This window comes from Flexibacter flexilis DSM 6793 (assembly GCF_900112255.1).
Classification (GTDB): Bacteria; Bacteroidota; Bacteroidia; order Cytophagales; family Flexibacteraceae; genus Flexibacter; species Flexibacter flexilis.
Genome location: NZ_FOLE01000002.1, coordinates 191,523 through 214,307, shown reverse-complemented (window position 1 = coordinate 214,307; position 22,785 = coordinate 191,523). Strand labels below are relative to the sequence as shown.

The 22,785-nt window shown below is 43.6% G+C and carries 23 protein-coding genes; 11 read left to right on the top strand and 12 right to left on the bottom strand.

The features are described 5' to 3' along the window. Positions 1-104: 104 nt before the first annotated feature. The 10 genes from hppD to BM090_RS04755 all read right to left on the bottom strand — a co-directional run bounded on the left by hppD (position 105) and on the right by BM090_RS04755 (position 9,507). On the bottom strand, positions 105-1,232 hold the full coding sequence (hppD, locus tag BM090_RS04800) for a 4-hydroxyphenylpyruvate dioxygenase (RefSeq protein ID WP_091508379.1): 1,128 nt from the start codon (positions 1,230-1,232) through the stop codon (positions 105-107). A gap of 120 nt (positions 1,233-1,352) precedes the next feature. Next, on the bottom strand, positions 1,353-1,778 hold the full coding sequence (locus BM090_RS04795; protein WP_143083869.1) for an acyl-CoA thioesterase: 426 nt from the start codon (positions 1,776-1,778) through the stop codon (positions 1,353-1,355). Positions 1,779-1,911: 133 nt separating this feature from the next. Beyond that, positions 1,912-3,348, bottom strand: a complete 1,437-nt coding sequence (locus BM090_RS04790) for an inorganic phosphate transporter (RefSeq protein WP_091508374.1) — start codon at positions 3,346-3,348, stop codon at positions 1,912-1,914. Positions 3,349-3,617: 269 nt separating this feature from the next. Continuing rightward, a complete protein-coding gene (locus tag BM090_RS04785; protein ID WP_091508371.1) occupies positions 3,618-3,902 on the bottom strand; it encodes a GNAT family N-acetyltransferase in 285 nt (94 codons plus the stop codon). Positions 3,903-3,914: 12 nt separating this feature from the next. Continuing rightward, positions 3,915-4,298, bottom strand: coding sequence for an OsmC family protein (locus BM090_RS04780; protein ID WP_091508369.1), 384 nt, complete (start codon positions 4,296-4,298; stop codon positions 3,915-3,917). 6 nt (positions 4,299-4,304) lie between these two features. Next, positions 4,305-5,183 (bottom strand): pirin family protein, encoded by an 879-nt coding sequence (locus BM090_RS04775; RefSeq protein ID WP_091508367.1) that lies wholly within the window; start codon positions 5,181-5,183, stop codon positions 4,305-4,307. Positions 5,184-5,585: 402 nt separating this feature from the next. Further along, on the bottom strand, positions 5,586-6,455 hold the full coding sequence (locus BM090_RS04770; protein ID WP_091508364.1) for a pirin family protein: 870 nt from the start codon (positions 6,453-6,455) through the stop codon (positions 5,586-5,588). 81 nt (positions 6,456-6,536) lie between these two features. Beyond that, positions 6,537-7,421: a helix-turn-helix domain-containing protein gene (locus tag BM090_RS04765; RefSeq protein ID WP_245756688.1), complete on the bottom strand. Its 885-nt coding sequence runs from the start codon at positions 7,419-7,421 to the stop codon at positions 6,537-6,539. A 111-nt stretch (positions 7,422-7,532) separates the two neighbouring features. Continuing rightward, positions 7,533-8,279 (bottom strand): 3-oxoacyl-[acyl-carrier-protein] reductase, encoded by a 747-nt coding sequence (gene fabG, locus BM090_RS04760; protein WP_091508362.1) that lies wholly within the window; start codon positions 8,277-8,279, stop codon positions 7,533-7,535. Between the two features lie 85 nt (positions 8,280-8,364). After that, positions 8,365-9,507, bottom strand: a complete 1,143-nt coding sequence (locus BM090_RS04755) for a cysteine desulfurase family protein (protein ID WP_091508359.1) — start codon at positions 9,505-9,507, stop codon at positions 8,365-8,367. Positions 9,508-9,716: 209 nt separating this feature from the next. Here BM090_RS04755 and BM090_RS04750 point away from each other — a divergent pair, with 209 nt between their 5' ends. From BM090_RS04750 to BM090_RS04735, 4 genes are all read left to right on the top strand, one after another. Continuing rightward, positions 9,717-10,328: a riboflavin synthase gene (locus BM090_RS04750; protein WP_091508357.1), complete on the top strand. Its 612-nt coding sequence runs from the start codon at positions 9,717-9,719 to the stop codon at positions 10,326-10,328. 147 nt (positions 10,329-10,475) lie between these two features. Continuing rightward, positions 10,476-11,174 carry a LuxR C-terminal-related transcriptional regulator gene (locus tag BM090_RS04745; RefSeq protein ID WP_091508354.1) on the top strand — a complete coding sequence of 233 codons (699 nt, stop codon included), beginning with the start codon at positions 10,476-10,478 and terminating at the stop codon, positions 11,172-11,174. A 219-nt stretch (positions 11,175-11,393) separates the two neighbouring features. After that, positions 11,394-12,779: a 3' terminal RNA ribose 2'-O-methyltransferase Hen1 gene (locus BM090_RS04740; RefSeq protein ID WP_091508351.1), complete on the top strand. Its 1,386-nt coding sequence runs from the start codon at positions 11,394-11,396 to the stop codon at positions 12,777-12,779. After that, positions 12,769-15,348 carry a polynucleotide kinase-phosphatase gene (locus BM090_RS04735; RefSeq protein ID WP_091508348.1) on the top strand — a complete coding sequence of 860 codons (2,580 nt, stop codon included), beginning with the start codon at positions 12,769-12,771 and terminating at the stop codon, positions 15,346-15,348. Before BM090_RS04740 ends, BM090_RS04735 begins: the two co-directional genes overlap by 11 nt. Before the next feature lie 92 nt (positions 15,349-15,440). Here BM090_RS04735 and BM090_RS04730 read toward each other — a convergent pair whose 3' ends face one another. Next, positions 15,441-15,983 carry an RNA methyltransferase gene (locus BM090_RS04730; protein ID WP_091509478.1) on the bottom strand — a complete coding sequence of 181 codons (543 nt, stop codon included), beginning with the start codon at positions 15,981-15,983 and terminating at the stop codon, positions 15,441-15,443. Between the two features lie 186 nt (positions 15,984-16,169). Between BM090_RS04730 and BM090_RS04725 the strand changes: the two genes are divergently transcribed. From BM090_RS04725 to BM090_RS04695, 7 genes are all read left to right on the top strand, one after another. Next, on the top strand, positions 16,170-16,772 hold the full coding sequence (locus BM090_RS04725; RefSeq protein ID WP_143083868.1) for a DUF5683 domain-containing protein: 603 nt from the start codon (positions 16,170-16,172) through the stop codon (positions 16,770-16,772). 58 nt (positions 16,773-16,830) lie between these two features. Beyond that, positions 16,831-17,790: a DNA cytosine methyltransferase gene (dcm, locus tag BM090_RS04720; RefSeq protein ID WP_091508344.1), complete on the top strand. Its 960-nt coding sequence runs from the start codon at positions 16,831-16,833 to the stop codon at positions 17,788-17,790. A 7-nt stretch (positions 17,791-17,797) separates the two neighbouring features. Further along, on the top strand, positions 17,798-18,859 hold the full coding sequence (locus BM090_RS04715) for a HaeII family restriction endonuclease (protein WP_091508341.1): 1,062 nt from the start codon (positions 17,798-17,800) through the stop codon (positions 18,857-18,859). 92 nt (positions 18,860-18,951) lie between these two features. Next, complete coding sequence (locus BM090_RS04710) at positions 18,952-19,890, top strand: phosphoribosylaminoimidazolesuccinocarboxamide synthase (RefSeq protein ID WP_091508338.1); 939 nt, start codon at positions 18,952-18,954, stop codon at positions 19,888-19,890. A gap of 30 nt (positions 19,891-19,920) precedes the next feature. Further along, on the top strand, positions 19,921-20,307 hold the full coding sequence (locus tag BM090_RS04705) for an STAS domain-containing protein (RefSeq protein WP_091508335.1): 387 nt from the start codon (positions 19,921-19,923) through the stop codon (positions 20,305-20,307). A gap of 5 nt (positions 20,308-20,312) precedes the next feature. After that, complete coding sequence (locus BM090_RS04700; RefSeq protein WP_091508331.1) at positions 20,313-20,636, top strand: DciA family protein; 324 nt, start codon at positions 20,313-20,315, stop codon at positions 20,634-20,636. A 12-nt stretch (positions 20,637-20,648) separates the two neighbouring features. Further along, entirely contained in the window at positions 20,649-21,146 is a 498-nt protein-coding gene (locus BM090_RS04695; RefSeq protein WP_091508327.1) for a DUF1648 domain-containing protein, read from the top strand. A 52-nt stretch (positions 21,147-21,198) separates the two neighbouring features. Here the strand turns inward: BM090_RS04695 and BM090_RS04690 are convergent, their stop codons facing one another. Then, entirely contained in the window at positions 21,199-22,776 is a 1,578-nt protein-coding gene (locus BM090_RS04690) for a Na+/H+ antiporter (RefSeq protein WP_091508322.1), read from the bottom strand. Positions 22,777-22,785 lie beyond the last annotated feature (9 nt).

The following is a 22,785-nucleotide window of genomic DNA, read 5'->3' as shown; positions in this document are numbered from 1 at the left end:
GTGTTTATATCGTATTTACAATTAGAAAATTTTGGGCTGTAAAACAAAAGAGTAGCCTCCGAAAAAGCTACTCTTTTGTTCATTTTGTCAAATGTTTCAGCGAATTATAAATTTCCTCTCAAAGCCTGTTCGCGTTCGATAGATTCAAACAAAGCCTTAAAGTTGCCTTTGCCGAACGAACGTGCGCCTCTGCGTTGGATTATTTCATAGAAAAGTGTTGGGCGGTCTTCTACGGGTTTGGTGAAAATCTGCAACAAATACCCTTCTTCGTCTTTGTCCACCAAAATATTAAGGTCGCGAATGGCGGCAATATCTTCGGCAATATCGCCAACACGTTCCAACAAGTCTTCGTAATAAGTGCTTGGTACGTGCAAAAACTCAACCCCTCTGCGGCGAAGTTCGGCTACCGTGTGCAAAATGTTATCAGTTTCGATGGCGATGTGTTGCACGCCTGCGCCGTGATAGAAGTCCAAATATTCTTCGATTTGCGATTTCTTTTTGCCTTCGGCTGGCTCATTGATTGGGAATTTGATGTAGCCGTTTCCGTTCGACACTACTTTGGACATCAAGGCACTGTATTCCGTAGAAATGTCCGTGTCGTCGAAAGTAAGCAGCAATTTAAAGCCCATTACATTTTCATAAAAATCAACCCATTGGTTCATTTCACCCCAACCCACATTGCCGACACAGTGGTCTATGTGCTTGAAACCCACAGGCGTAACAGGCATTGGGCTTTGTGCTGGGCGGAAGTTTGGCAAAAATACACCGTTGTAGTTTTTGCGTTCAACGAAAGTATGGACAGTTTCGCCATAGGTGGCAATGGAAGCGATTTTAACTTCGCCGTGTTCGTCGCGGTACGTGGTAGGCTCTTGTACGGCCACTGCGCCACGTTTCACGGTTTCATTAAAAGATTTTTCGGCATCGTCCACCCACAGAGCCAATACTTTCACGCCGTCGCCGTGCAACTGTACGTGTTTGGCGATGGCAGAGTCGGGGAGGAGTGAAGTCGTGAGCACCAAACGCACTTTGTTTTGTTTGAGCACGTAAGAGGCGCGGTCGCGCACGCCAGTTTCTGGGCCTGCGTAGGCCACCAACTCAAAACCAAAAGCAGTTTGGTAATAGTAGGCCGATTGTTTGGCGTTGCCTACATAAAATTCTACATAATCAGTGCCATTGATGGGCAAAAAATCCGTTTCGGTGCTGGCCACTGGTGAGGTCAAGGTGGTGTTCATGGTTTTAATAAATAGTTGATAAATAATATTTTAGCAGCCAAAAAAAAGACTGACTTCTTAGAGCAAAGCTATAAAAAATCAGTCAGAATGTTGGGCTATTTTCTTCAAAATTCCAAACAATTATACTTTGTCGAAGCTGCCAAGCGACTCGCGCACCCAGTCAGGGATTTCGATGGTACTACGCGTTTTCATGTCAAACATAATTTGCGTGGTGCTGCCTGTGGCGTGCAGAATGGTTTGGTCGCCTTTGCGGGACGTGATGGCATATTCCAACACAAAACTTTTGCCGCCCAACTTAGCCGTGCGAATATTAACGCGCGGGTCTTGTGCTGTCAGGAGCATTTCTTTTTGGAAATCTACGTGTACGTTGGCAATCAAAAACATATCTTTTTGCCAATTCCATTCGGGGCAAGCCTTCAGCATAAAATGGCCTCTGCCTATCTCGAAATACGTTACATAGAGGGCGTTGTTTACGTGTCCCAGCGCGTCCAAATCGTTCCAACGCATTTGGATTGGGTGGCTGAAATTGAATTTTTCTAATTCCATACTGATTGATTTTTTTATAGTTTTAAAAATGTTGAAGCAATCAAAACGCTGCAAAATAACGTTTTTTCTCACATTTTCATAAAAAAGCGGCAACCTGACGGCTGCCGCTTTGTAAACGAATAATTTGTAATTTTTAAAGTATCCAGCGCAAAAGCAAAAACAACGTTCCCGACAACAAAATCGAAACAGGCAATGTAAGCAACCACGCCAACAAAATGTTTTTGATAGTGCCTGCCTGCAAGTTTTTGATGCCTTTGCTGGCTACCATGCTACCCGCAATCCCCGACGAAAGTACGTGCGTGGTACTTACTGGTAAGCTAAATTTCGTGGCTAAAGATACGGTCAGGGCGGCCACCATTTCCGCCGACGCGCCTTGCGCGTAGGTGAGATGTTGCTTGCCGATTTTCTCGCCGATAGTCGTAACAATGCGTTTCCAACCAATCATCGTGCCCAAGCCCAACGAAAGCGAAATCATGCCCAATACCCACAGCGGCGAGTAATCCGTATAAGAACGAATGTTTTCGTCCGCTACTTTGTCTTTGCTCAAGGCCAATTCTTTGAGCGTGTTGCGGTCGGCTTCGGTCAGCAATAAATTTTCGCTGCCCAATAGCTTTTCAATGTTTTTACTAATCACCAAAATATCTTTGCGCACTCTGAAATTGCCTTTGTTGTTCGGGTCGGCTTTGGCCGTTTTGGCAGCTCCCGAACTCACGTAGGTTTTCAAATCGGCGGTTTTTTCTTGGATTTGCTCCAATTGGATTTTTTCGGAATACGAAAGTTTCGTCGAATCAATTTTATTGACCACCAACTCAATTTTTTGGAGCGAAGGCATAATGTTATTGATGTCTTTTTCCGAATTAAGCGCGAAATGCACAGGCAAAATCCCAATCAGAATGAGCATGACCAACCCAACACCTTTTTGGCCGTCGTTGGAGCCGTGCGAGAAACTCACGCCCGTACAAGTCAGAATCAGGATGATTCGCACCCACATTGGCGGGGCTTTGGTTTTGTGTGGTTCTTTGAAAATTTCGGGCTGACTTACCACTCTTTTCAAGAAAAACATCAAAAACACGGTCATACTAAACCCGAAAATAGGCGAAAGCAATAGCGAAAAACCAATTTCTTCAGCTTTTTTCCAATTCACCGCCGCGCCAGACACGTTGTCGGGGAGCAAAGAAAAGGCCAAGCCTACACCCAAAATAGAACCAATCAGCGTGTGCGAACTTGAACTCGGAAGGCCGTAATACCACGTTCCTACGTTCCAAATAATGGCACTGAGCAGCAAAGCCAACACCATCGCGATACTGTGATAAATATTTTGGTCAATCAATGATTCTACGGGAAGCAAATTCACGATTCCCATCGCCACCCCAATACCACCTGCAAATACACCCAAAAAATTGCAAAAACCTGACCAAACTACTGCGTGCCAAGGCTTTAGGGAATTAGTATAAATTACAGTTGCTACGGCGTTGGCTGTGTCGTGAAATCCGTTTACAAATTCGAAGGCGCAAGCGGCCAACAGACAAACGATAAGCAGAATAAAAAGTCCAGCTTCTAATCCAAACATATACAGGTTACTTTAATTTTGGGCTCAAAGGTAGATTTTCTTTCAGAGGCAAATGTTAAGGCAGTATTATTATTATTTGTGTAATGCGTTAAGCAAATAACGAAAGTGTTGTATTATTCTAAAATAACACTTTTAAAGTTTAATAAAATTTCAGTTTTTAACTATTTAAAGAGATAATTTGATAGGAATTGAAAAGACAAAACCTTATAGGTTTCAAAATCCTATAAGGTTTAAGATAGATAATTTTTAATTTTGGCGTGAATTTCTGTTTACTTAGAAAGCACATCGGCGATTTCGGGTGTTTTGTCGAATACGCTTTTGGCATACGGACACAACGGAATGATTTTGAGGCCTTTTTCGCGGGCAAACGCCACGGCGGCCATCACCAGTTTGCGGCCTACGCCTTGCCCGTTAAACTGCGGTTCTACTTCCGTGTGGTCAATAATGAATTTGTCCGAACCAGCCCAAGAGTAGGTCATGCGGCCTGCGGTTTGGTCGTTTTCGGTGGCTTTGAAAAAGCCTTTGCTTTCGCGGTCAAATTGTTCGATGGTCATGGCGTTTTGGTTTTATGCTTCGGTGTTTATTTGGATAGTTCCTTGCAAAATTTTGTGTGTGGGGCAGGCGTTGGCCACCGCCACAAGGCGCGTATGTTGTGCTTCGTCCAAAGGATTTTGAAACGTAATGATGCGCGTAAAAATCGTCGGGTTGCGTTCGTCCGAAAGACTTACTTGCACGTCAATTTCGCCAGTATTCCAGTTTTTGCGCTCGGCGTACATTCGTAACGTGATGGCCGTACAAGAAGCTAACGCACTGGCCAACAGTTCGTAAGGCGTAAAGCCTAAATCTTCGCCGCCCAACGCTTTGGGTTCGTCGGCAATCAACGTATTGGTTTCGGTGCTAATGACGGTTTTATAATTTTGCTCGTTTATTCGAGCGGTTACAGTGGGCATAACAAATTAGAATTTGGGTTGAGGAAGCGGCGTAAACTCAGTTTCACCGTCGATTTTCGGGAAAGTTTGGTTCGCCCAATCTTGTTTGGCTTTATCCAAACGCTCTTTGCTGGACGATACAAAATTCCAATAAATAAAACGCTCTTCGGGAAATGGCTCGCCACCAAAAATATAAACGGTGCTGTTTTCGCTCATTTCAAATTCACAAAGTTTGGCATTTTGCGACACCAAAATTTGCTTAGTGCCGTAGGTGTTGCCTTCGTCCGTAATGCTGCCTTCCAACACGTACAAGGCACTTTCGCCGTACAACTCTTTGCCCAATGGCACTTTGGTAGCGGCTTTGTTTTTTATTTCGATAAAATATAAAGGGCTATGCACAGGCACTGGCGATTTTCTGCCGAAAGCCTCGCCCGCAATGAGTCGTATTTGTAAGCCATTTTCTTCCCAAACTGGGATTTGTTCTTGCGCAATGTGCGTAAACGACGGTTCGATTTCTTCCAAATGCTTGGGCAAAGCCACCCAAATTTGCAAGCCATGCAGGTTTTTGGACGAATGGCGCAAGCGTTCGGGCGTGCGTTCGGAATGCACAACGCCGCTGCCCGCCGTCATCCAATTGACGGCACCAGGTTGTATTTCGATGGCCGAACCCACGCTGTCGCGGTGCATAATCGCGCCTTCAAACAAAAAAGTAAGCGTGGACAAACCAATATGCGGATGCGGCAGCACGTCCAAATTTTGCAAGTCGCTGAGCTTGGCTGGCCCCATGTGGTCTATAAAAACAAAAGGCCCAACGGCGCGTTTTTGTCTAAAAGGCAGCAGCCGACCAACCATAAAATTGCCGATGTTGGCGGCGCGTTCTTCGATGATAAGGTCAATATTTGACATTTTGGGTAGCTGATTTAATGTTTCTGATTGCCTAAAGTTACTGGTTCGCGGCAAAAGTTGGTTGGTTTTTTCTCTGAAAATTTAACTAAATCTTTCTCGCGGTCTGTGTCTTTCCCACGGGCTGTGTCCTCACAGCCCGTAAGTGTGCGTGCAGGTGGCTTGTGCTTGTGTCTTCACAAACCACGGAGAAAATGTAATGAGTTGCTTTATTTTGAAATCGCAAAGCCTTTAGGCTTGGTATCTTTGTAGCCAATGAATATTGCATAAAATAAACGCCGTAGGCTTGACATCTTCCCCACAGCCCGTAAGTCTGTGTGCAGGTGGCTTGTGAAGACACAAGCCACGGAGAGTTTTTTTCTCTGAAAATCTAACCAAATCTATAAAATTTCATTTGCTCAAAAATTAGAGCGTCATGGGGACTTCCATGAGCAAAACGCGGCTGTGCGACATGGTTTTAACACTTACCTTGTCGGTGTTCCAAAGGCCGAAACCATCTCTTTTGGTGAGTTTTTGGCCGTTTACTTCTATTTCGCCATCCAACACGAACAAATAAACGCCATTGTTGCGGTCTTTGAGTTTGTAGGAGGTGTTGATGTGCTGGTCAAATTTGCCCAAATGAAACCATGCGTTTTGGTGTATCCATACGCCTTGGTCGTTGGGGCTGGGGGAAAGTACCTGATAAAAAGCGTTTTTCTTTTCTACACTTCGGATAGAAATTTGGTCGTAACGCGGCTGTACGTTGCTTTTGTTGGGGAACACCCAAATTTGCAAAAACTTCACGTCTTTGTCTTGGTTTTTGTTGTATTCACTGTGGTAAATGCCTGTTCCTGCGCTCATTACCTGCACGTCACCTTCTTTGATAATGGCCGTGTTGCCCATGCTGTCTTTGTGTTCCAAATCGCCTTCGAGCGGAATGGAAACAATTTCCATATTGTCGTGTGGGTGTGTGCTAAATCCCATTCCTGCCGAAACTACATCGTCGTTGAGTACGCGCAACACGCCAAAGTGCATACGGTCGGGGTTGTAGTAGTTGGCAAAGCTAAAGGAATGGTGCGTGTTGAGCCAACCGTGGTCGGCATGGCCGCGCGTGGTGGCTTTGTGCAACACGGTGTTGAGGGTGCGTTCTTCTTTGTTGGGCAAATGATTGAACCCCAAAATTTCGAGTTCTTTTAACTCGTCAATGTCGTTTTGGATAACGCCAGCCACTGCGCCAGAACTTGCAAAAATGCCTGCGCCTAACAATCCTTTTTTTATAAAATCTTTTCTGTTCATGTTCGTAATTGTGTTTTTGAATCCATACAAATTTCCGAACAAAACCCCAGCAAAAGAATATAAAAAGGCGGAAATAGCTTATTAAAATCCGATGTTTTCGCGCTTGAACGCTGAGGGCGCAACGCCTGTCGCATTTTTGAAGAAAGCACTAAAGTTGGCAGGTTCGGAAAATCCGAGTTGATAGGCAATTTCTTTGTTGGAAAGTTCCGTGAAATACAATAGATGTTTGGCCGCCACGATGATGCGGCTCTGAATGTAGTCTTTGGCAGTTTTGCCTGTCTGATTTTTAACCAAGCGATTTAGGTAATCGGGCGTAATGAACAGTTGCGCGGCGTATTGCTGCGTAGTGTGCCATTGGCTATAATGCTCGTTTACAAGATTTTTGAAATTTTGGAAAATGGTATTGCCGCCCGAATGTTGTTGCGTGGGCAAGTCCAGCGAGCAGGCATTGTGGCAGCGTACCAACAACAATTTTATCAGTGCTCCCAACGCCTCCGACCTGAATTTGAAATGCGGTTGGTGGTGTATCTGGTACATTTCGTTGGCGTAATGTTGCGTGATGGCCATGTCCGTTTCCGAGAGCGTGAGGGGAGGCGTTTCGCCAAAATCCCGAAAAAGATTTAAGTTTTCTATAAAATCAATCGGGATATTGTTGTGAGCCAAAAACGAAGCCGAAAAAACAATGGCATAACCCAACGATTTTTCATGCTCAATTACCTGATGAACCTGCCCCGGTGCTACAAAATACGCGCAATGGCTTTGTAGTGGATATTCATTAAAATCAACCAAATGCCTGCCGTTGGCAAAACGCGTGAGCAACAGCGTGTAATAATTGTGTCGGTGCGGCACGTCGGGCTGCCCGTTGCGTTTGTCATAGATGTCTTCCATTCGGGAAATACCAAACGTGAGGTTTTCGTTTGTTGGATGAACGGAATTGTAGATTTTCAGCGGCATGGTATTCTCCATCACTTCTTTTTTAGTGTGGTGAATATAGCCCCAAAATGATTTGAACCCAATAAAAAAGCGCGTCTTTGTGAAGAGAAGACGCGCTTTAACAATATTTTTTAGCCCAAAAGACTAAGTAAGCATACCGCCATCTACTTGCAACACTTGGCCTGTCATGTAGCTGGAAAGGTCAGAAGCCAAGAAAACGGCTGCGTTGGCTACTTCGTCGGCAGCACCTGCGCGTTTCATTGGGATAGAATCTGCCCAACCTTGTACTACTTTCTCGTCAAGTTCGCCAGTCATTTCTGTTTCGATGAAACCTGGTGCAATGGCGTTAGAACGAATATTTCTTGAACCCAATTCTAAGGCTACGGATTTGGTAAAGCCCACGATACCCGCTTTAGAAGCGGAGTAGTTGGCTTGGCCTGCGTTGCCGCGAAGACCTACCACCGACGTAATATTGATAATTGAGCCGTATTTTTGTTTCATTAGTTGGCGTGTGGCCGCTTTGGTAAGGTTGAACACCGATTTTAGGTTGATGTTGATTACCGCGTCCCATTGCTCTTCGCTCATGCGCATCAGCAAGCCGTCTTTGGTAATACCTGCGTTGTTGATGAGTGCGTCAATTGTTCCGAAATCAGCCAAAAATTGCGTCATTAGTTCGTCGGCGGCTTTGAAATCCGAAGCGTCCGAGCGGTAACCTTTTGCTTTTACGCCCAAAGCCTGCAATTCAGCTTCTAAGGCTTGGCCTTTTTCTACACTCGACAAATAAGTAAAGCCTACGTTGGCACCTTGTTTGGCAAACGCCAAAGCCATCGCACGGCCTATTCCTTTGGAAGCACCCGTAATCAGCGCATTTTTTCCTTCTAAAAGTTTCATCTTTGGAAATGTGAGATATGTAATTGTAATAAAAGAAGCCGCAAATATAATTTCTTGGCCAACGGATATGCAAATCCTTGCAGCCTTATATTGCTACTGATTTGTAAAGACTGGCCAACACCTCTACGGCGCGGTCAATTTCTTCTACGGTGTTGTATTTGCTAAACGAAAAACGAACTGCGGCGCGTTCGGGAGCTGCGCCAATCGCGCCCAACACGTGCGAACCGATATTCGAACCACTACTGCACGCGCTGCCGCCCGAAGCAGATATTTTGTTTATGTCCAAATTGAAAAGCAACATATCGTTGGCTTCGTGTGCGGGAAGGCTCACGTTCAGGACGGTGTACAAACTGTCTTCCAACGACTCCGAATCGCCGTTAAAGCGCACATCTTCAATGCTTTCGCGCAATTTGGCAATCATACGCGCCTTCAGCCCGATGATGTGTTGTTGGTGTTCGGTCATGTCGGCGTAAGCAATTTCGAGAGCTTTGGCAAGGCCAATAATACTGGCTACATTTTCCGTTCCGCCGCGCATATTGCGTTCTTGTGCGCCGCCATGAATGAACGGCTCTATTTTGATTCGATTATTTACATACAAAAATCCAACACCTTTCGGGCCATGAAATTTGTGCGCCGAACCCACCAAAAAATCTACTGGCAACTCCTTAAGATTGTGGCGAAAATGCCCCATGGTTTGTACCGTGTCCGTATGGTAAATCGCGCCATATTGACGACACAACACCCCGATTTCTTCGATGTCGTTTACGGTGGCTATCTCGTTGTTGGCGTGCATGAGCGAAACAAAGGCTTTGGGATGGTCTTTGAGCCATTGCTCCAAAAACGCCATGTCAATATGTCCTTTTTCGTCCAAAGGAATAAGCGTAAGTTCGATTTCGCCATGTTTGGCCAATACCTCCAACGTATGCAAAACGGCATGATGTTCGGCGGGGCTGGTAAGTGCGTGTTTGATGTTATAGGTACGAATCGCGCCTACGATGGCCGTGTTGTCGGCTTCTGTTCCACCCGACGTAAAGAAAATTTCGGCAGGTGAGGTGTTCAGTAAAGTAGCGATTGTTTTGCGTGCTTTTTCGATGGCCGCCCGAACCTCTCGCCCGTGCGAGTGAATCGAGGACGGATTTCCAAAAATTTCCTTCAAATAAGGAGTCATAGCCTCAAAAACAGCAGGCTCTAACGGAGTAGTGGCGGCATTGTCAAGATATACACGCATAATTTATGAAAAAGTAAAAAATGAGCTTTCTAACAGATGATAAAATAAGAATTTCGCAAAGTTCGGCAAATGCCCTACCAAATGCAAATGTTTTTTCTATGTGATAATCAGGCCAGTGCGCGATAAGTTTTCGGCCTGCAAACCCAAACACTCGGATTTGTGTTGTAGCTTTGTGGTATCAAATTTTACTAAAAAAATAATATAAAAATATGTTTACAGGAATTGTAGAGGCGTGCGGACGTGTGGAAAACATAGTGGCCGAAGGTACAAATCTTTCGTTTGAAATTAGCTCGCCTATTTCGGCAGAACTCAAAATTGACCAAAGTGTTTCGCACAATGGCGTTTGCCTGACGGTAACGGCCTGCAATGCCCAATCGCATTGGGTGACGGCGGTGGCCGAGACACTTACCAAAACAAACTTAGGAGATTTGACGGTAGGAAATTCCGTAAATTTAGAACGCTGTATGCCTGCCAATGGGCGTTTTGATGGCCACATTGTGCAAGGCCACGTGGACCAGACGGGCGTTTGTACCAAAGTGCAACAATTGGACGGAAGTTGGCTTTTTGACTTCGAATACGATGCCACGCTGGGCAATTTTACGGTAGAAAAAGGCTCGATTTGCATTAACGGCGTGAGTCTTACCGTGTTCAATAGCCAAGCGGGAAGTTTCCGCGTAACGATTATTCCGTACACTTACGAACATACCACGTTTGCCAACTTGCGCGAAGGCCAACGCGTAAACCTCGAATTTGATGTGGTGGGCAAATATATGCGTGCTTTATGGCAACAAAGCGGCTATGCAGCCATGCCGAAACTATAAGATTTTCAATAACTTGTGTATTTAAAATATAATTTCATTCATTTGGTGTATAGCAAGCTACCAAACCTTGCCGTACTTTTACAAAGCATAAAGTTTACCTCTTTTACTTTGTAATTAGTTACACACCATTAAAACAACAATATACCCATGCAAACCATTCGTATCGGACTTGTAGAAGATAATGCTGCGCTGCGGCGGTCTTTTATCGAAAATATACAGTATTTTGAGCAAGTGAAATTAGTGTTGGTGGCGGTGAATGGCCTTGATTTTTTGAAAAAAATACAAGAAATGCCAGTGGCCGAACGCCCTCAAATCGTACTGACAGATATAGAAATGGACGGCATGGACGGCATCCAGACCGTAGCGCAAGGACATGAGCAATATCCTGAAATTCAGTTTATTATGCTCACCGTGTTTGACAATGACGAAAAAATATTTGAGTCGATACAGGCGGGCGCAATGGGCTATATGCTCAAAGACGAGCACCCCGAAAAAATAGTAGAAGCCATCGAAGACGTGGCGCAAGGTGGCGCACCGATGTCGCCGTCTATTGCGCGTCGTGCCCTGCAACTGCTGCGCAACGCCAAAGCTCCTGCGCCTCAAACCGTTCCGAGTGGCTCGGCCACAACGCCCGTAGAAGATTTGCTTTCGCGCCGCGAGCTGGAAATAATGGAAATGATAGTAGAAGGGCTTACTTATCAGCAAATTGCCGAAAAAACGTTTATCAGCCCGCACACGGTACGCACGCACATTCAGCATATTTACGAAAAGTTGCACGTACACTCGAAAGCCGCCATTATTCATATGGCCATCGAAAAAAAATGGTTTGGGTTCAAAAATCGTTAAAAAATCACCTGTATTATATAATCACGCAGCGGCGGCGGCCTAAAGGCCGCCGCTTTTTTGTTTTGGATGGAAATAATGGCTTTATTGAGATAGATGAACAGTAAAAGTGATTGACTTTATTATAAATTCTTTATTTTGTATATTAAACGTTTTTAAAATCTATATTATAGTAGCTTACATTGAGTTTTTTATAGTTAAAATTAATTTTTGATCTAAGTAATGATTCTAAATATCTCAACAACTCATAAACCTGCCACTGATTTAGGATATTTGTTACACAAACATCCTGATAAATTTCAGTCTGTAGAGTTGTCGGTAGGAAAAGCGCATATTTTTTATCCAGAAGTAGGCGAAGACAAAACTACAATCAGTTTATTATTGGATATAGACCCTATCGAGATGGTGCGTGGGGCTAAAAGTTTCGGTGGTGAAGGTTTTGCTTTAGGGCATTATGTAAATGATAGGCCTTATGTTGCATCTTCGTTTATGAGTGTGGCTTTGGCCAAAGCATTTTCGTCTGCTCTGAATGGCAGATGCAAAGACAAACCTGAATTGGTGGATACAAAGCTGCCGTTTGAAGTTATGATTGCGTCCTTGCCTGCACCCAAAGGCGGAGAGTCGTTAATCAGACGTTTTTTTGAACCGCTCGGCTATCAAGTGGAATTGACTAGGCACCAACTGGATAGTAAATTTCCTGAATGGGGAGACAGCAAGTATTTTACATTGAAATTAATCAACTACCTTACAACCAAAGAATTATTGTCGCATTTGTATGTGCTAATCCCGACATTAGACAACGACAAACATTATTTTGTAAGCCAAAATGAAATAGAAAAGTTGCTTGAAAAAGGCGGCAATTGGTTGAAAGAGCATCCTGAACGAGAACAAATTACGCGTCGTTATCTGATTAATCTGGGGTCGTTGTCAAGGCAGGCACTTACGCGCCTAAACGAAGGCGAGGCAGGCGAACAGATGCCCAGTGAGCAGAGCGAAAGAAGAGAAAGTTTGCATGACAAACGCCTCAATATTGTATTAGAAAAATTACTGGAATCAGAAGCAAGCAGCGTATTAGATTTGGGTTGTGGTGAAGGTAAGTTGATAAAACGTTTGCTGAAACATAAACAGTTTACGGAAATAGCGGGCATGGATGTGGCTTATAGTGAGCTATTAAAGGCTAAAGAGAATTTACATCTGGCTGAAATGTCGCCTAAACAAAAAGAAAGAATTCGACTATTTCAAGGCTCGCTTACTTACTATGACAAACGGTTGGAAGGTTTTGAGGCCGCCGCCGTAGTTGAAGTAATCGAACACATGGATTTGAATAGGTTAAAGTCATTTGAACGCGTATTGTTTGAGTTTGCCAAACCTAAAACCGTGATTCTGACCACCCCTAACAAGGAATATAATGTAACTTGGGAGAAAATGGGATTGGATGATATGAGGCACACAGACCACCGTTTCGAGTGGACACGGCAAGAATTTGCTGATTGGGCAAAAAATATTGCGAATAATTACAATTATGAGGTAGAAATTCTGCCTGTTGGTGAAGAAGAAGAAAATGTTGGAGCTCCAACACAAATGGCAATTTTTAAATATGGAAATTAAAATACCCGAGTTATCACTTGTTGTGTTGATTGGTGTGACTAGTTCTGGAAAAAGTAGTTTTGCCAACAAATATTTTAAAAACACAGAGATTATATCTTCGGACAGTTGTAGAGCACTTGTGTCGGACGATGAAAATAACCAAGAAGCGACCAAAGATGCGTTTGAAGTATTGCATTATATTGCCGCCAAGCGTCTAAAACGCGGCTTGCTAACCGTCATAGACGCAACAAATGTGCAACCAGAAGGCCGTAGTACTCTGATTGAATTGGCTAAAACCTATCATTGTTTGCCCGTGGCGATAGTCCTGAATTTGCCCGAAAAAGTATGTGAGCAACGTAACGCCAATAGAACCGACCGAAATTTGGCTAATTATGTGATTCATAAGCAAGTGCAGCACCTCAAAAAATCTCTCAAAGGTTTAAAATATGAAGGTTTTAGACATATTTATGTTTTGAATTCGGAAGAGGAAATTGCCGCAGTTGGTAGTATTCAGCGCGAAAAACTTTATAATAATAAAAAAGATGAAAAAGGTGCATTCGATATTATAGGGGATGTGCATGGTTGTTTTGAAGAATTAATAGAACTTTTGGCGCATTTGGGCTACCAAGTAAATCGTGTGGCCGCCGACGATATAAATTTTGGTTTTGAAGTCGTAGTACCAGCTAACCGCAAAGCGGTGTTTTTGGGTGATTTAGTGGATAGAGGTCCTGATTCGCCGAGTGTGTTACGCTTGGTTATGAGCATGGTCAATGCAGGAACTGCTTATTGTGTGGCAGGTAATCATGATCTTAAACTCCAAAAGTACCTGAATGGAAAGCAAGTACAATTAAATCATGGCTTGGAGCGAACCGTAGAGCAACTGGCTTCCGAAACCAACGAATTTAAAAGAAAAGTAGAGCAGTTTTTGTATGGTCTTGTCAGTCATTATGTTTTTGATGAAGGGAGGCTGGTGGTTGCTCACGCTGGAATCAGAGAAGAAATGCAAGGGCGAGGTTCTGGTGCGGTACGTTCGTTTTGTTTGTATGGTGAAACCACAGGAGAAATTGATGAGTTTGGCTTGCCTGTTCGCTACAATTGGGCAAAAGAATATAGAGGTAAAGCAAAAATAGTTTACGGGCATACACCTGTGCCCACACCCGAATGGTTCAACAATACCATTGACATCGACACTGGGTGCGTATTTGGCGGTAAACTAACAGCATTGCGGTATCCTGAGGAGGAAATGGTGTCTGTGAATGCTAAAATGATTTATCAGGAACCTATCAGACCTATAGCATATCAGCCTGAAGAACCTTCTCTTAACTCGCAACAGCTGTATGATGATTTGCTGGTGATAGATGATGTGATCGGAAAGCGTATTATTCAGGCACGATTGCGCAATAACATTACGATTAAAGAAGAAAACTCGATTGCTGCCCTTGAAGTAATGAGCAGATTTGCTATTAATCCAAAGTGGCTGATTTATTTGCCCCCAACCATGTCGCCATGTGCTACAAGCGAGGTTGCTGGTATTTTGGAGCATCCCGAACAAGCCTTAAACTACTACAAAAAACGTGGTGTAGGGACTGTCGTATGCGAAGAAAAGCATATGGGTTCAAGGGCTATTTTGGTTATTTGTAAAGATGAAAATACGGCCATTAATCGCTTTGGTATTCAAAATGAGGGAATTGGGGTGTGCTATACTCGAACAGGAAGAAATTTCTTTAATGATGCTGATTTGGAAAAAGAGTTTATCGAACGAATAAATCAGAGCCTAACTAAATCTAATTTTTGGGAAAAATTTAATACTGATTGGGTTTGTTTAGATGCGGAACTTATGCCTTGGTCTGCCAAAGCACAAGCACTCATTAAAGACCAGTATGCAGCAGTGGGTGCGGCTGCAAGTGGAGCATTGCCCGAAGTTGAAAAGGCTTTGGAATTATTTAGGCAAAGAGGTTTAGCCGAGGGTGCGCAAGATACTTTGGCCAAATTTTCAACCAAGGGAAAGGCCATTGCCAAATATATTGCAGCTTACCAGAATTATTGTTGGCCAATTCATTCGATTGAAGATTATAAACTGGCTCCATTTCATATTTTGGCCACTGAAGGGCAGGTGCATTTGGATAAAAGTCATCAATGGCACATGGAAAACATTGCCGAAATTTGTGAAGCCGATACCGCTATTTTATTAAAAACACCTTATCGGGTGGTCAATCTCAACGATAAACAAAGCTATGAGGAAGCTGTGAATTGGTGGTTTGAGCTTACGCAAAAATCGGGCGAGGGGATGGTCGTAAAGCCATTTAATTTTGTTGAGTACGACCATAAAGAACTGTTGCAACCTGCCGTTAAGTGTAGAGGTAGTGAATATTTGCGCATTATTTATGGGCCAGAATATGACGAGGCGCAACATCTTGAACGCTTGAAAAATAGAGGCTTGTCTCGAAAGCAATCATTGGCACTCCGAGAATTTGCTTTAGGTGTAGAAGCACTCGAACGGTTTGTAAGGAAAGAACCGTTGCGGTTAGTACATGAGTGCGTATTTGGGGTGTTGGCGTTAGAAAGTGAAGATATAGACCCCAGACTTTAATGTCAGAAATGATCTTCGAGTTATGTTCATTTTGATATAAGTAAAACATGTGGAGGGGCGGCCTAAAGGCCGCCCCTTTTTTACGCTAAAAACTAATTGCTTGGCAAGGCAACGGCTTTGCTCACATAATCCCAAACTACAATGCCCAGCGATACGGACACATTCAGCGAATGCTTTGTACCGAGTTGCGGAATTTCCAGACATAGGTTCGAGGCGGCTACGACCTCTTGCGCCACGCCGTCCACTTCATTGCCAAACACAAAAGCGTAGGACTGTTGAGGATTCGGGCTAAAATCTTGTAGCATGGTGCTGCCTTCGGCTTGTTCTATGCTAATGACTACAAAGCCTTCATTTTTAAGTTGTTGTACCAGTGTAAGCGTATCGGCGGCATGTTCCCAATTTACGGTTTGGTCTGCACCAAGTGCCGTTTTGGTAATTTCGCGGTGCGGTGGCGTGGCCGTAATGCCACACAAATAAATTTTGGAAACGGCGAAAGCGTCGGCGGTTCGGAAAGCAGAACCCACATTGTTCATACTACGCACATTGTCCAAGACCAACACGCAAGGGCTTTTGCCAGCTTGCGCAAATTCTTCGGGGCTGAGTCTGCCCAATTCTTCGTTTGCTAATTTTCTCAAAGTTCTGTTTGTTTTTGGTGGGGCAAAAATAGACAGAAGCAACCTTAAATTTGTAATGCTTTTGTGCTGAAATAGCGTATTGAATAAAAATTCGGAGAAAGGCGGCAAGTTTGGCCTGTAATTTGAGCGCGAAATACTACCTTTGCGCCACTGCAAAGCCCAAGCGGTTTTATTATGTTATTCAAAATGAAATATTTGCTATTGCTCGCCGCACTCTTCACGAGTGTTTCTTTACAAGCTACTAATTTTCTTATTGCTCCTGATTCGGCTGCAAATCAAATGGTTGCGGTAGCAGACAGCACCCCAGCCGCCAAAACGTCCTCCAATCTTCCTTCCCCCAAAAAAGCGGCCATCCTTTCGGCAGTGCTGCCAGGTTTGGGACAAGCCTACAACAAAAAATACTGGAAAATCCCGATTCTTTATACTGGTGGAGCAGTGTTAGGTTATTACATTGGGTTTAATAATCGTTATTATAAGCGTTTCAAAACGGCCATCAAACTGCGCACCGACGGCGATACGAATACTGTGGACGAATACGCTACCACTTATCCCAACGAAGCGCAATTGCGCACGGGGCGCGACTATTATCGCCGCAACCGCGATTTGCTCATTATCGTGAGTGCTTTTACTTACTTGCTCAATATTGCCGACGCGAGCGTAGATGCGCATTTGGCGGGGTTTAATGTTTCTGATGATTTGGCCTTGCGCGTGAGCCCAGAAGTCATGCCTATTCCCAACTCAATGGCGATGGCGGGCGGCCTTTCCCTGCGCCTGAGTTGGCGTAAATAAAGTGTTTTGTTTTTTGCCGTGAAAAAAATCTGCGTACTCAAAAAATATTGTAAAAAGTATGAACGAACCGTATAAAATCATAGACCTTTTTGCTGGAATTGGTGGGATTCGGCTGGGTTTTGAGGCATTCGGTTGCGAAACTGTTTTCTCGTCCGAATGGGACAAAGCAGCCCAAGATATGTATGAAGCGAATTTTGGAGAAAGACCATTTGGTGATATAAATGATATTGCTCCAAATGATGTCCCTGACCACGACATATTGTTAGCGGGTTTTCCTTGCCAGCCGTTTAGTATAGCAGGTAAAGGGTTAGGTTTTGCGGATACGCGAGGTACATTATTTTTTAATATAGAAGCGATTTTAGATGCCAAAAAGCCGCAAGCCTTTTTACTTGAAAATGTTAAAAGACTTGTAACACACGATAATGGCCAGACATTTGCTGTTATTTTGGAAAAACTTAAAAATTTAGGTTATACGGTTTATTATAAAATATTTAACTCACTTGATTTTGGTGTACCTCAAAAACGCGAGAGAATTTATATTGTAGGTTTCAAAGAATCAATACATTTTAAATTCCCCAAGCCTTTTGGTTACTATAAGCCATTATCTGAAATTTTACAGATAGACGAAGAAATCCCCCAAAGTTATTTTTTGTCTGAGCAACTCAAAGAAAAGCGTTTTAGTGCCGTAAAAGCAAATCCACCGTTTCCGTCTATATGGCACGAAAATATAGGAGGAAATATATCTGCCTTGCCTTACTCTTGTGCGTTAAGAGCTGGGGGAAGTTACAATTATTTGGTTGTGAATGGAGTAAGAAGACTTACTGACCGTGAAATGCTTCGTTTACAAGGTTTTCCAGACTCATTTGTGATTAATATTCCGTATTCTCAAACTCGTAAAGTTGCAGGAAATTCAGTTACTGTGCCTGTAATTCAAGCTATTGCAGGAGAAATGATTCATTCATTAAGTAATAAAAAAAAGGCAGCGGGAGAGACGCTACAATTATCTTTATTAGACTAAAACCAATATGATGAAGGCCAAAAACGCATTGGATAAAGTAATAGAGAAGGCAAGAGTACATTTGTATAAGCCTATTCAAATTGCCGAAATTTTATATCGTGATAGGGTAGAACAGGATATAAATCTGCAAGATTTGGCAACTTATCGCACCACATCTAAAAAATGGCGTGACATTATATGCCTTCAATTTTTGGGAAGAACATCAACTTCGTCTGCACGTTATCAGGACGATATTTTCAATGAAAATGCAATTCCTCCAAGCATATTGGTAGAGCTTGGTAAAGAAAATAAGCAGAAAAACGGAATTATAGAAGCCTATATCTATCAAAAATTTGCGCAAAGATTTTCTCAAATGTCCGCTGGATTAGATTATTGCCAGACACATGACAAGTCTGATTTTCAGTTAGATGATTTTCTTGCGATGTTTTGGAATGAAGCAGGACTCAGAAGAAGTATAGATAAAATTTATGAAATAGTGGTTTACGCGCTATTTTCCGCATTGGTTGAAGCATTAGAAGTATCTGTTGAGGTGAGTTTTAATCCAGACAAAGCAGCAATATTGAGCGAGTTTGAGGATTTTGCTTATCGTGTCATACAACTTTCAACAGAACAAAAAAGTATTAAGTTGAAAGCAAGAATCAATAGAGTTGGTGTAACTAATGCCGCAGACAGAGGGTTAGATATGTGGGCAAATTTTGGATTGGCAATTCAAATAAAACATTTATCCCTTACTGAAGAATTAGCTGAAAATATAGTTTCGTCTGTTTCGGCAGACAGAATTGTAATAGTTTGCAAAGATTCAGAACAGAAAATTATTCTGTCTGTTTTAAATCAAATCGGTTGGAAGTCCAGAGTGCAGAGCATTATTACAGAAACTGACCTTTTGAATTGGTACGAAAAAGCTCTTAGAGGTAAATTTGCATACGCTGTTGGGGATAATATTTTGACGAAACTTAGAGAAGAAATACAGGTAGAATTTCCTGCCACAGACAATAAAGAATTTCAGAAATTTATGAGTCAAAGAGGTTATGACAAACTTTTTGACTCGGATTGGAATATTAATATTTAAAAATTGGCCATTAGTTGCCAGCAGCCGTGAAAAGCCTCTGTTATTTGTGTAATTCCTTCATTATCAAAGATAAATATACCCAAATTTAAGTAATGGAAGCTATCCGCGAAACCCATTTTTCTTTTCCACAACAAGTGGGATTTTACAAAGGCAAAGTACGTGACGTGTACGCCTTCCCCGACCGTTTGGCGATGGTTGCCACCGACCGCATCTCGGCTTTTGATGTAGTGTTGCCGCGCCCGATTCCCTACAAAGGGCAGGTACTCAATCAAATTGCAGCGTATTTCTTGAAGGCCACCGCCGACATCGTGCCCAACTGGGTGCAAGCCGTGCCCGACCCAAATGTTACTGTCGGGATTCGTTGCCAAGCCTTTGCCGTAGAAATGGTGATTCGTGGGTATTTGGTTGGTCACGCATGGCGCGAATACAACGCAGGCAAACGCACGCTTTGCGGTGTGCCACTGCCCGAAGGTTTGCGCGAAAACGACAAATTGCCAGCCCCAATTATTACCCCAACTACCAAAGCCGCCGAAGGCCACGACCAAGATATTTCTAAAGAAGAAATTTTGGCGCAAGGCATTGTTTCGGCAGAAGATTACGCCGTTTTGGAACGCTACACCCACGCGCTTTACCAACGTGGCAACGAAATGGCCGCCAAACGCGGGCTTATTTTGGCCGATACCAAATACGAATTTGGCAAAGTGGACGACACGATTTATGTCATCGACGAAATACATACGCCTGATTCTTCGCGCTATTTTTACGCCGATAGCTTCGACGAAAGACAGGCTAAAGGCGAGGCGCAAAAGCAACTTTCTAAAGAATTTGTGCGCCAATGGCTCATTAGTAATGGTTTTCAGGGAAAAGATGGCCAAGTTGTACCTACTATGTCTGATGAGTTTGTGCTAAGCGTATCTGAAAGATACATAGAGCTTTATGAGTTGGTTACGGGTCAGGCATTTGTAAAAGACAACGAAAACACCGATATTTTGGCTCGTATAGAACAAAATATTTTGGCTGCTTTGGCCTAAATTATTCGCTCAAATAAAATTGATTGAATTATGAATTTGGAAATAGAAAAATCGGAGCAATACGCGCTGGTTCGTGTTGCCAACGAGAGCATAGACCACGAAGATTCCCAAATCCTGCAAACCAAACTGTTGGAATTGCTGGACTCGGAAGACGTTACGAATGTGATTTTGGACACAAACGCCATTGTGCACGCCGACGAGTCGGTGCTTGGTGCAATCACTTTTGCGCACAAACGCTTTGCAGAACGTGGTGATATTCTGGTGGTTACGGGTGCACGCCCAAGCTTGAAACAAATCATTGAAACCGCCCAAATCGAGAATTTGGAAATGCTGCCCACCATTGCCGAAGGCGTGGACTTAGTGTTTATGCACGAAATAGAAAAGCAATTGCGCAGCGAAGGCGGCGAGGAATTCTAATAGCTATGGAATATTTCAAATGGAACAAACACGCGCCTCGTAAAAATGGGGCGCGGCCTTTGGGCGACGTGATAGACGAGCTACTCAACGTGTACAAGTTGCGGGGCAAACTCAACGAAACCCAAATCGTGGATGCTTGGCCTAAAGTAATGGGCGCGGCCATCGCCAATCGCACGGCTTCAACGCCTTTTATTCGCAATCAGATTTTGTATGTAAAACTCACGTCTGCGCCATTGCGCCAACAGCTTTCTATGCACAAATCCAACATTATCAGCATGTTGAACGAGTCTGTTGGAGCAGAAGTAATACGCGACGTTATTTTTCAGTAAATAATTTTTGCCATGAAAACACGCAATCCACGCCCCAGACTTCGCGTCGAACTCACCGCCGCCGACCGCTTTTTGGAATGGATTGGCGCGGGCATTTTGCTGTTTCTGATAGGCTTTAGTGTGTTTGTGTACTTGCATTTGCCCGAAATTATCCCGACACATTACGACCTGCACGGTCAAACCGATGCCAACGGTTCCAAAACAAGTATTTTTACACTGCCGCTGGTGGCTTTAGTGCTGTTCGTGGGCATGAGTATTCTGAATCAATACCCGCATAATTTCAATTATTTAACCGAAATTACCCCCGAAAATGCCCCGCAACAATACAAAAACGCTACACAAATGATTCGCATAGCCAAATTATGTATTGTGTTGATTTTTTCACTCATTGCGGTAAGCACTTACTTGGTAGCCAATCATTATATTGAAAATCTAACGATTTGGCTCGTGCCCGTGGTATTGCTGCTAAGTTTTGCGCCTTTGGTGTGGTTTATCGGTCGGCACGCATGAATTAATTTTATAGGTGAGTATAGTTGTGTTAGTTTTTGTGCTTATTGAATGCTTACTCTACCCTGAGTTTTTCTTCTTCCAAATCTATCCGATGCAGGTATTTGCGAATAATTTCTTCGTCGATGCGTGACTCTGTTCTGTTTTTGTCCACAAGCAAATGGCGTTGTTTCTCCAACATCCTCAAATGAATTTCTTTGATATGCGCTGGACAGTAGTTGTTTTCTTCGTTCTGCGCCTGATTTTCCCAATATTTAGCCATTTTTTGTAAATGAAAACTAGTTGCCAAGTCGTTGGCATGATGCTCTTGCAGATGCTCCAGCGAGATTTTGGCCAACTCCTCACGAAGCATTTTTTCGGTTTCTTCTTCCGTGAAATGGTCATTGAAAGTCGGCACATTTACTTTTTTGATAAGCCAAGGCAACGTAAGCCCTTGCAGCACCAGCGTAACCAGAATCACGACAAAAGTAATGTATAAAATAAGGTTGCGTTGTGGGAAAAAAGCACCGTTATCCAATGTTACGGGAATGGACAATGCCGCCGCCAACGATACTACGCCGCGCATTCCCGTCCAGCCAAAAACAATCGGAGCTTTAAAACCTGGGTTGCGGTCGGCCACCGTAATAAAACGACCAGCTACCATCGTCACGACCAACGCACCAAACGCGGCCACGATACGCCCCAAAATCAGCACCAACGTAATGAGCAATCCGTAAGCGGTAGCTTGATAAAAACTAAAACCTTCGTGTTTGAGTCCTTCCGTGATTTCGGGCAAGTCCAGACCAATGAGCAAAAACACCAAGCCATTAAGGACAAAAACAAGGCTTTGCCAAACATTTTCGCCGCGCAAACGCGAAGAAACACTCAAAAACGCGTGCCTGTGATACGACAAGAAAAGTCCGCCACTGACCACCGCCAACACGCCCGATGCATGAAACTCTTCCGCCACAATGTACATGACGTAAGGCGTAACCAAGGTCAGGATAATATCCATGTTCGCATCGGTGGGAAGCCATTTGTGCGATTTGAGAAAGATAATTCCGACCGCCAAGCCAATGACAATTCCGCCCAAAATCATCCAGCCAAAACTCATAGCGGCCTGATACCAAACAAATTGGCCTGTGGCGACGGCTATCATGCCAAAACGAAAAATAATCAGCGAGGACGCGTCATTGAGCAAACTTTCGCCTTCCAATATAGACGACATTCTTTTGGGAACGGTTACGAATTTTAGAATTGCACTGGCACTCACCGCATCAGGTGGCGAGACGATGCCGCCCAACAAAAAGCCCAACGCCAACGAAAACCCAGGAATAAACCAGTTGGCCACCAGTGCCACCGAAATAGCCGTAAAAAACACCACAATAAACGCAAAACTGCTAATGATTCTGCGCCAATGCCAAAGCTCTTTCCAAGAGTTTGCCCACGCCGCTTCGTAGAGCAAAGGCGGCAGAAAAATCACAAAAATTAATTCGGGTTCGATTTTGAGCACTGGTGTACTGGGAATAAAACTAATGCTCAAACCCGCCAGCACCAGCAGCACAGGATACGCTACTTTGATTTTGTTGCTAAGCATAATCAGCAGCACTATCAGGACGATAAGAGCCAAATAAAAAGGAAAATGTTCGAGCATAGCTTGTAG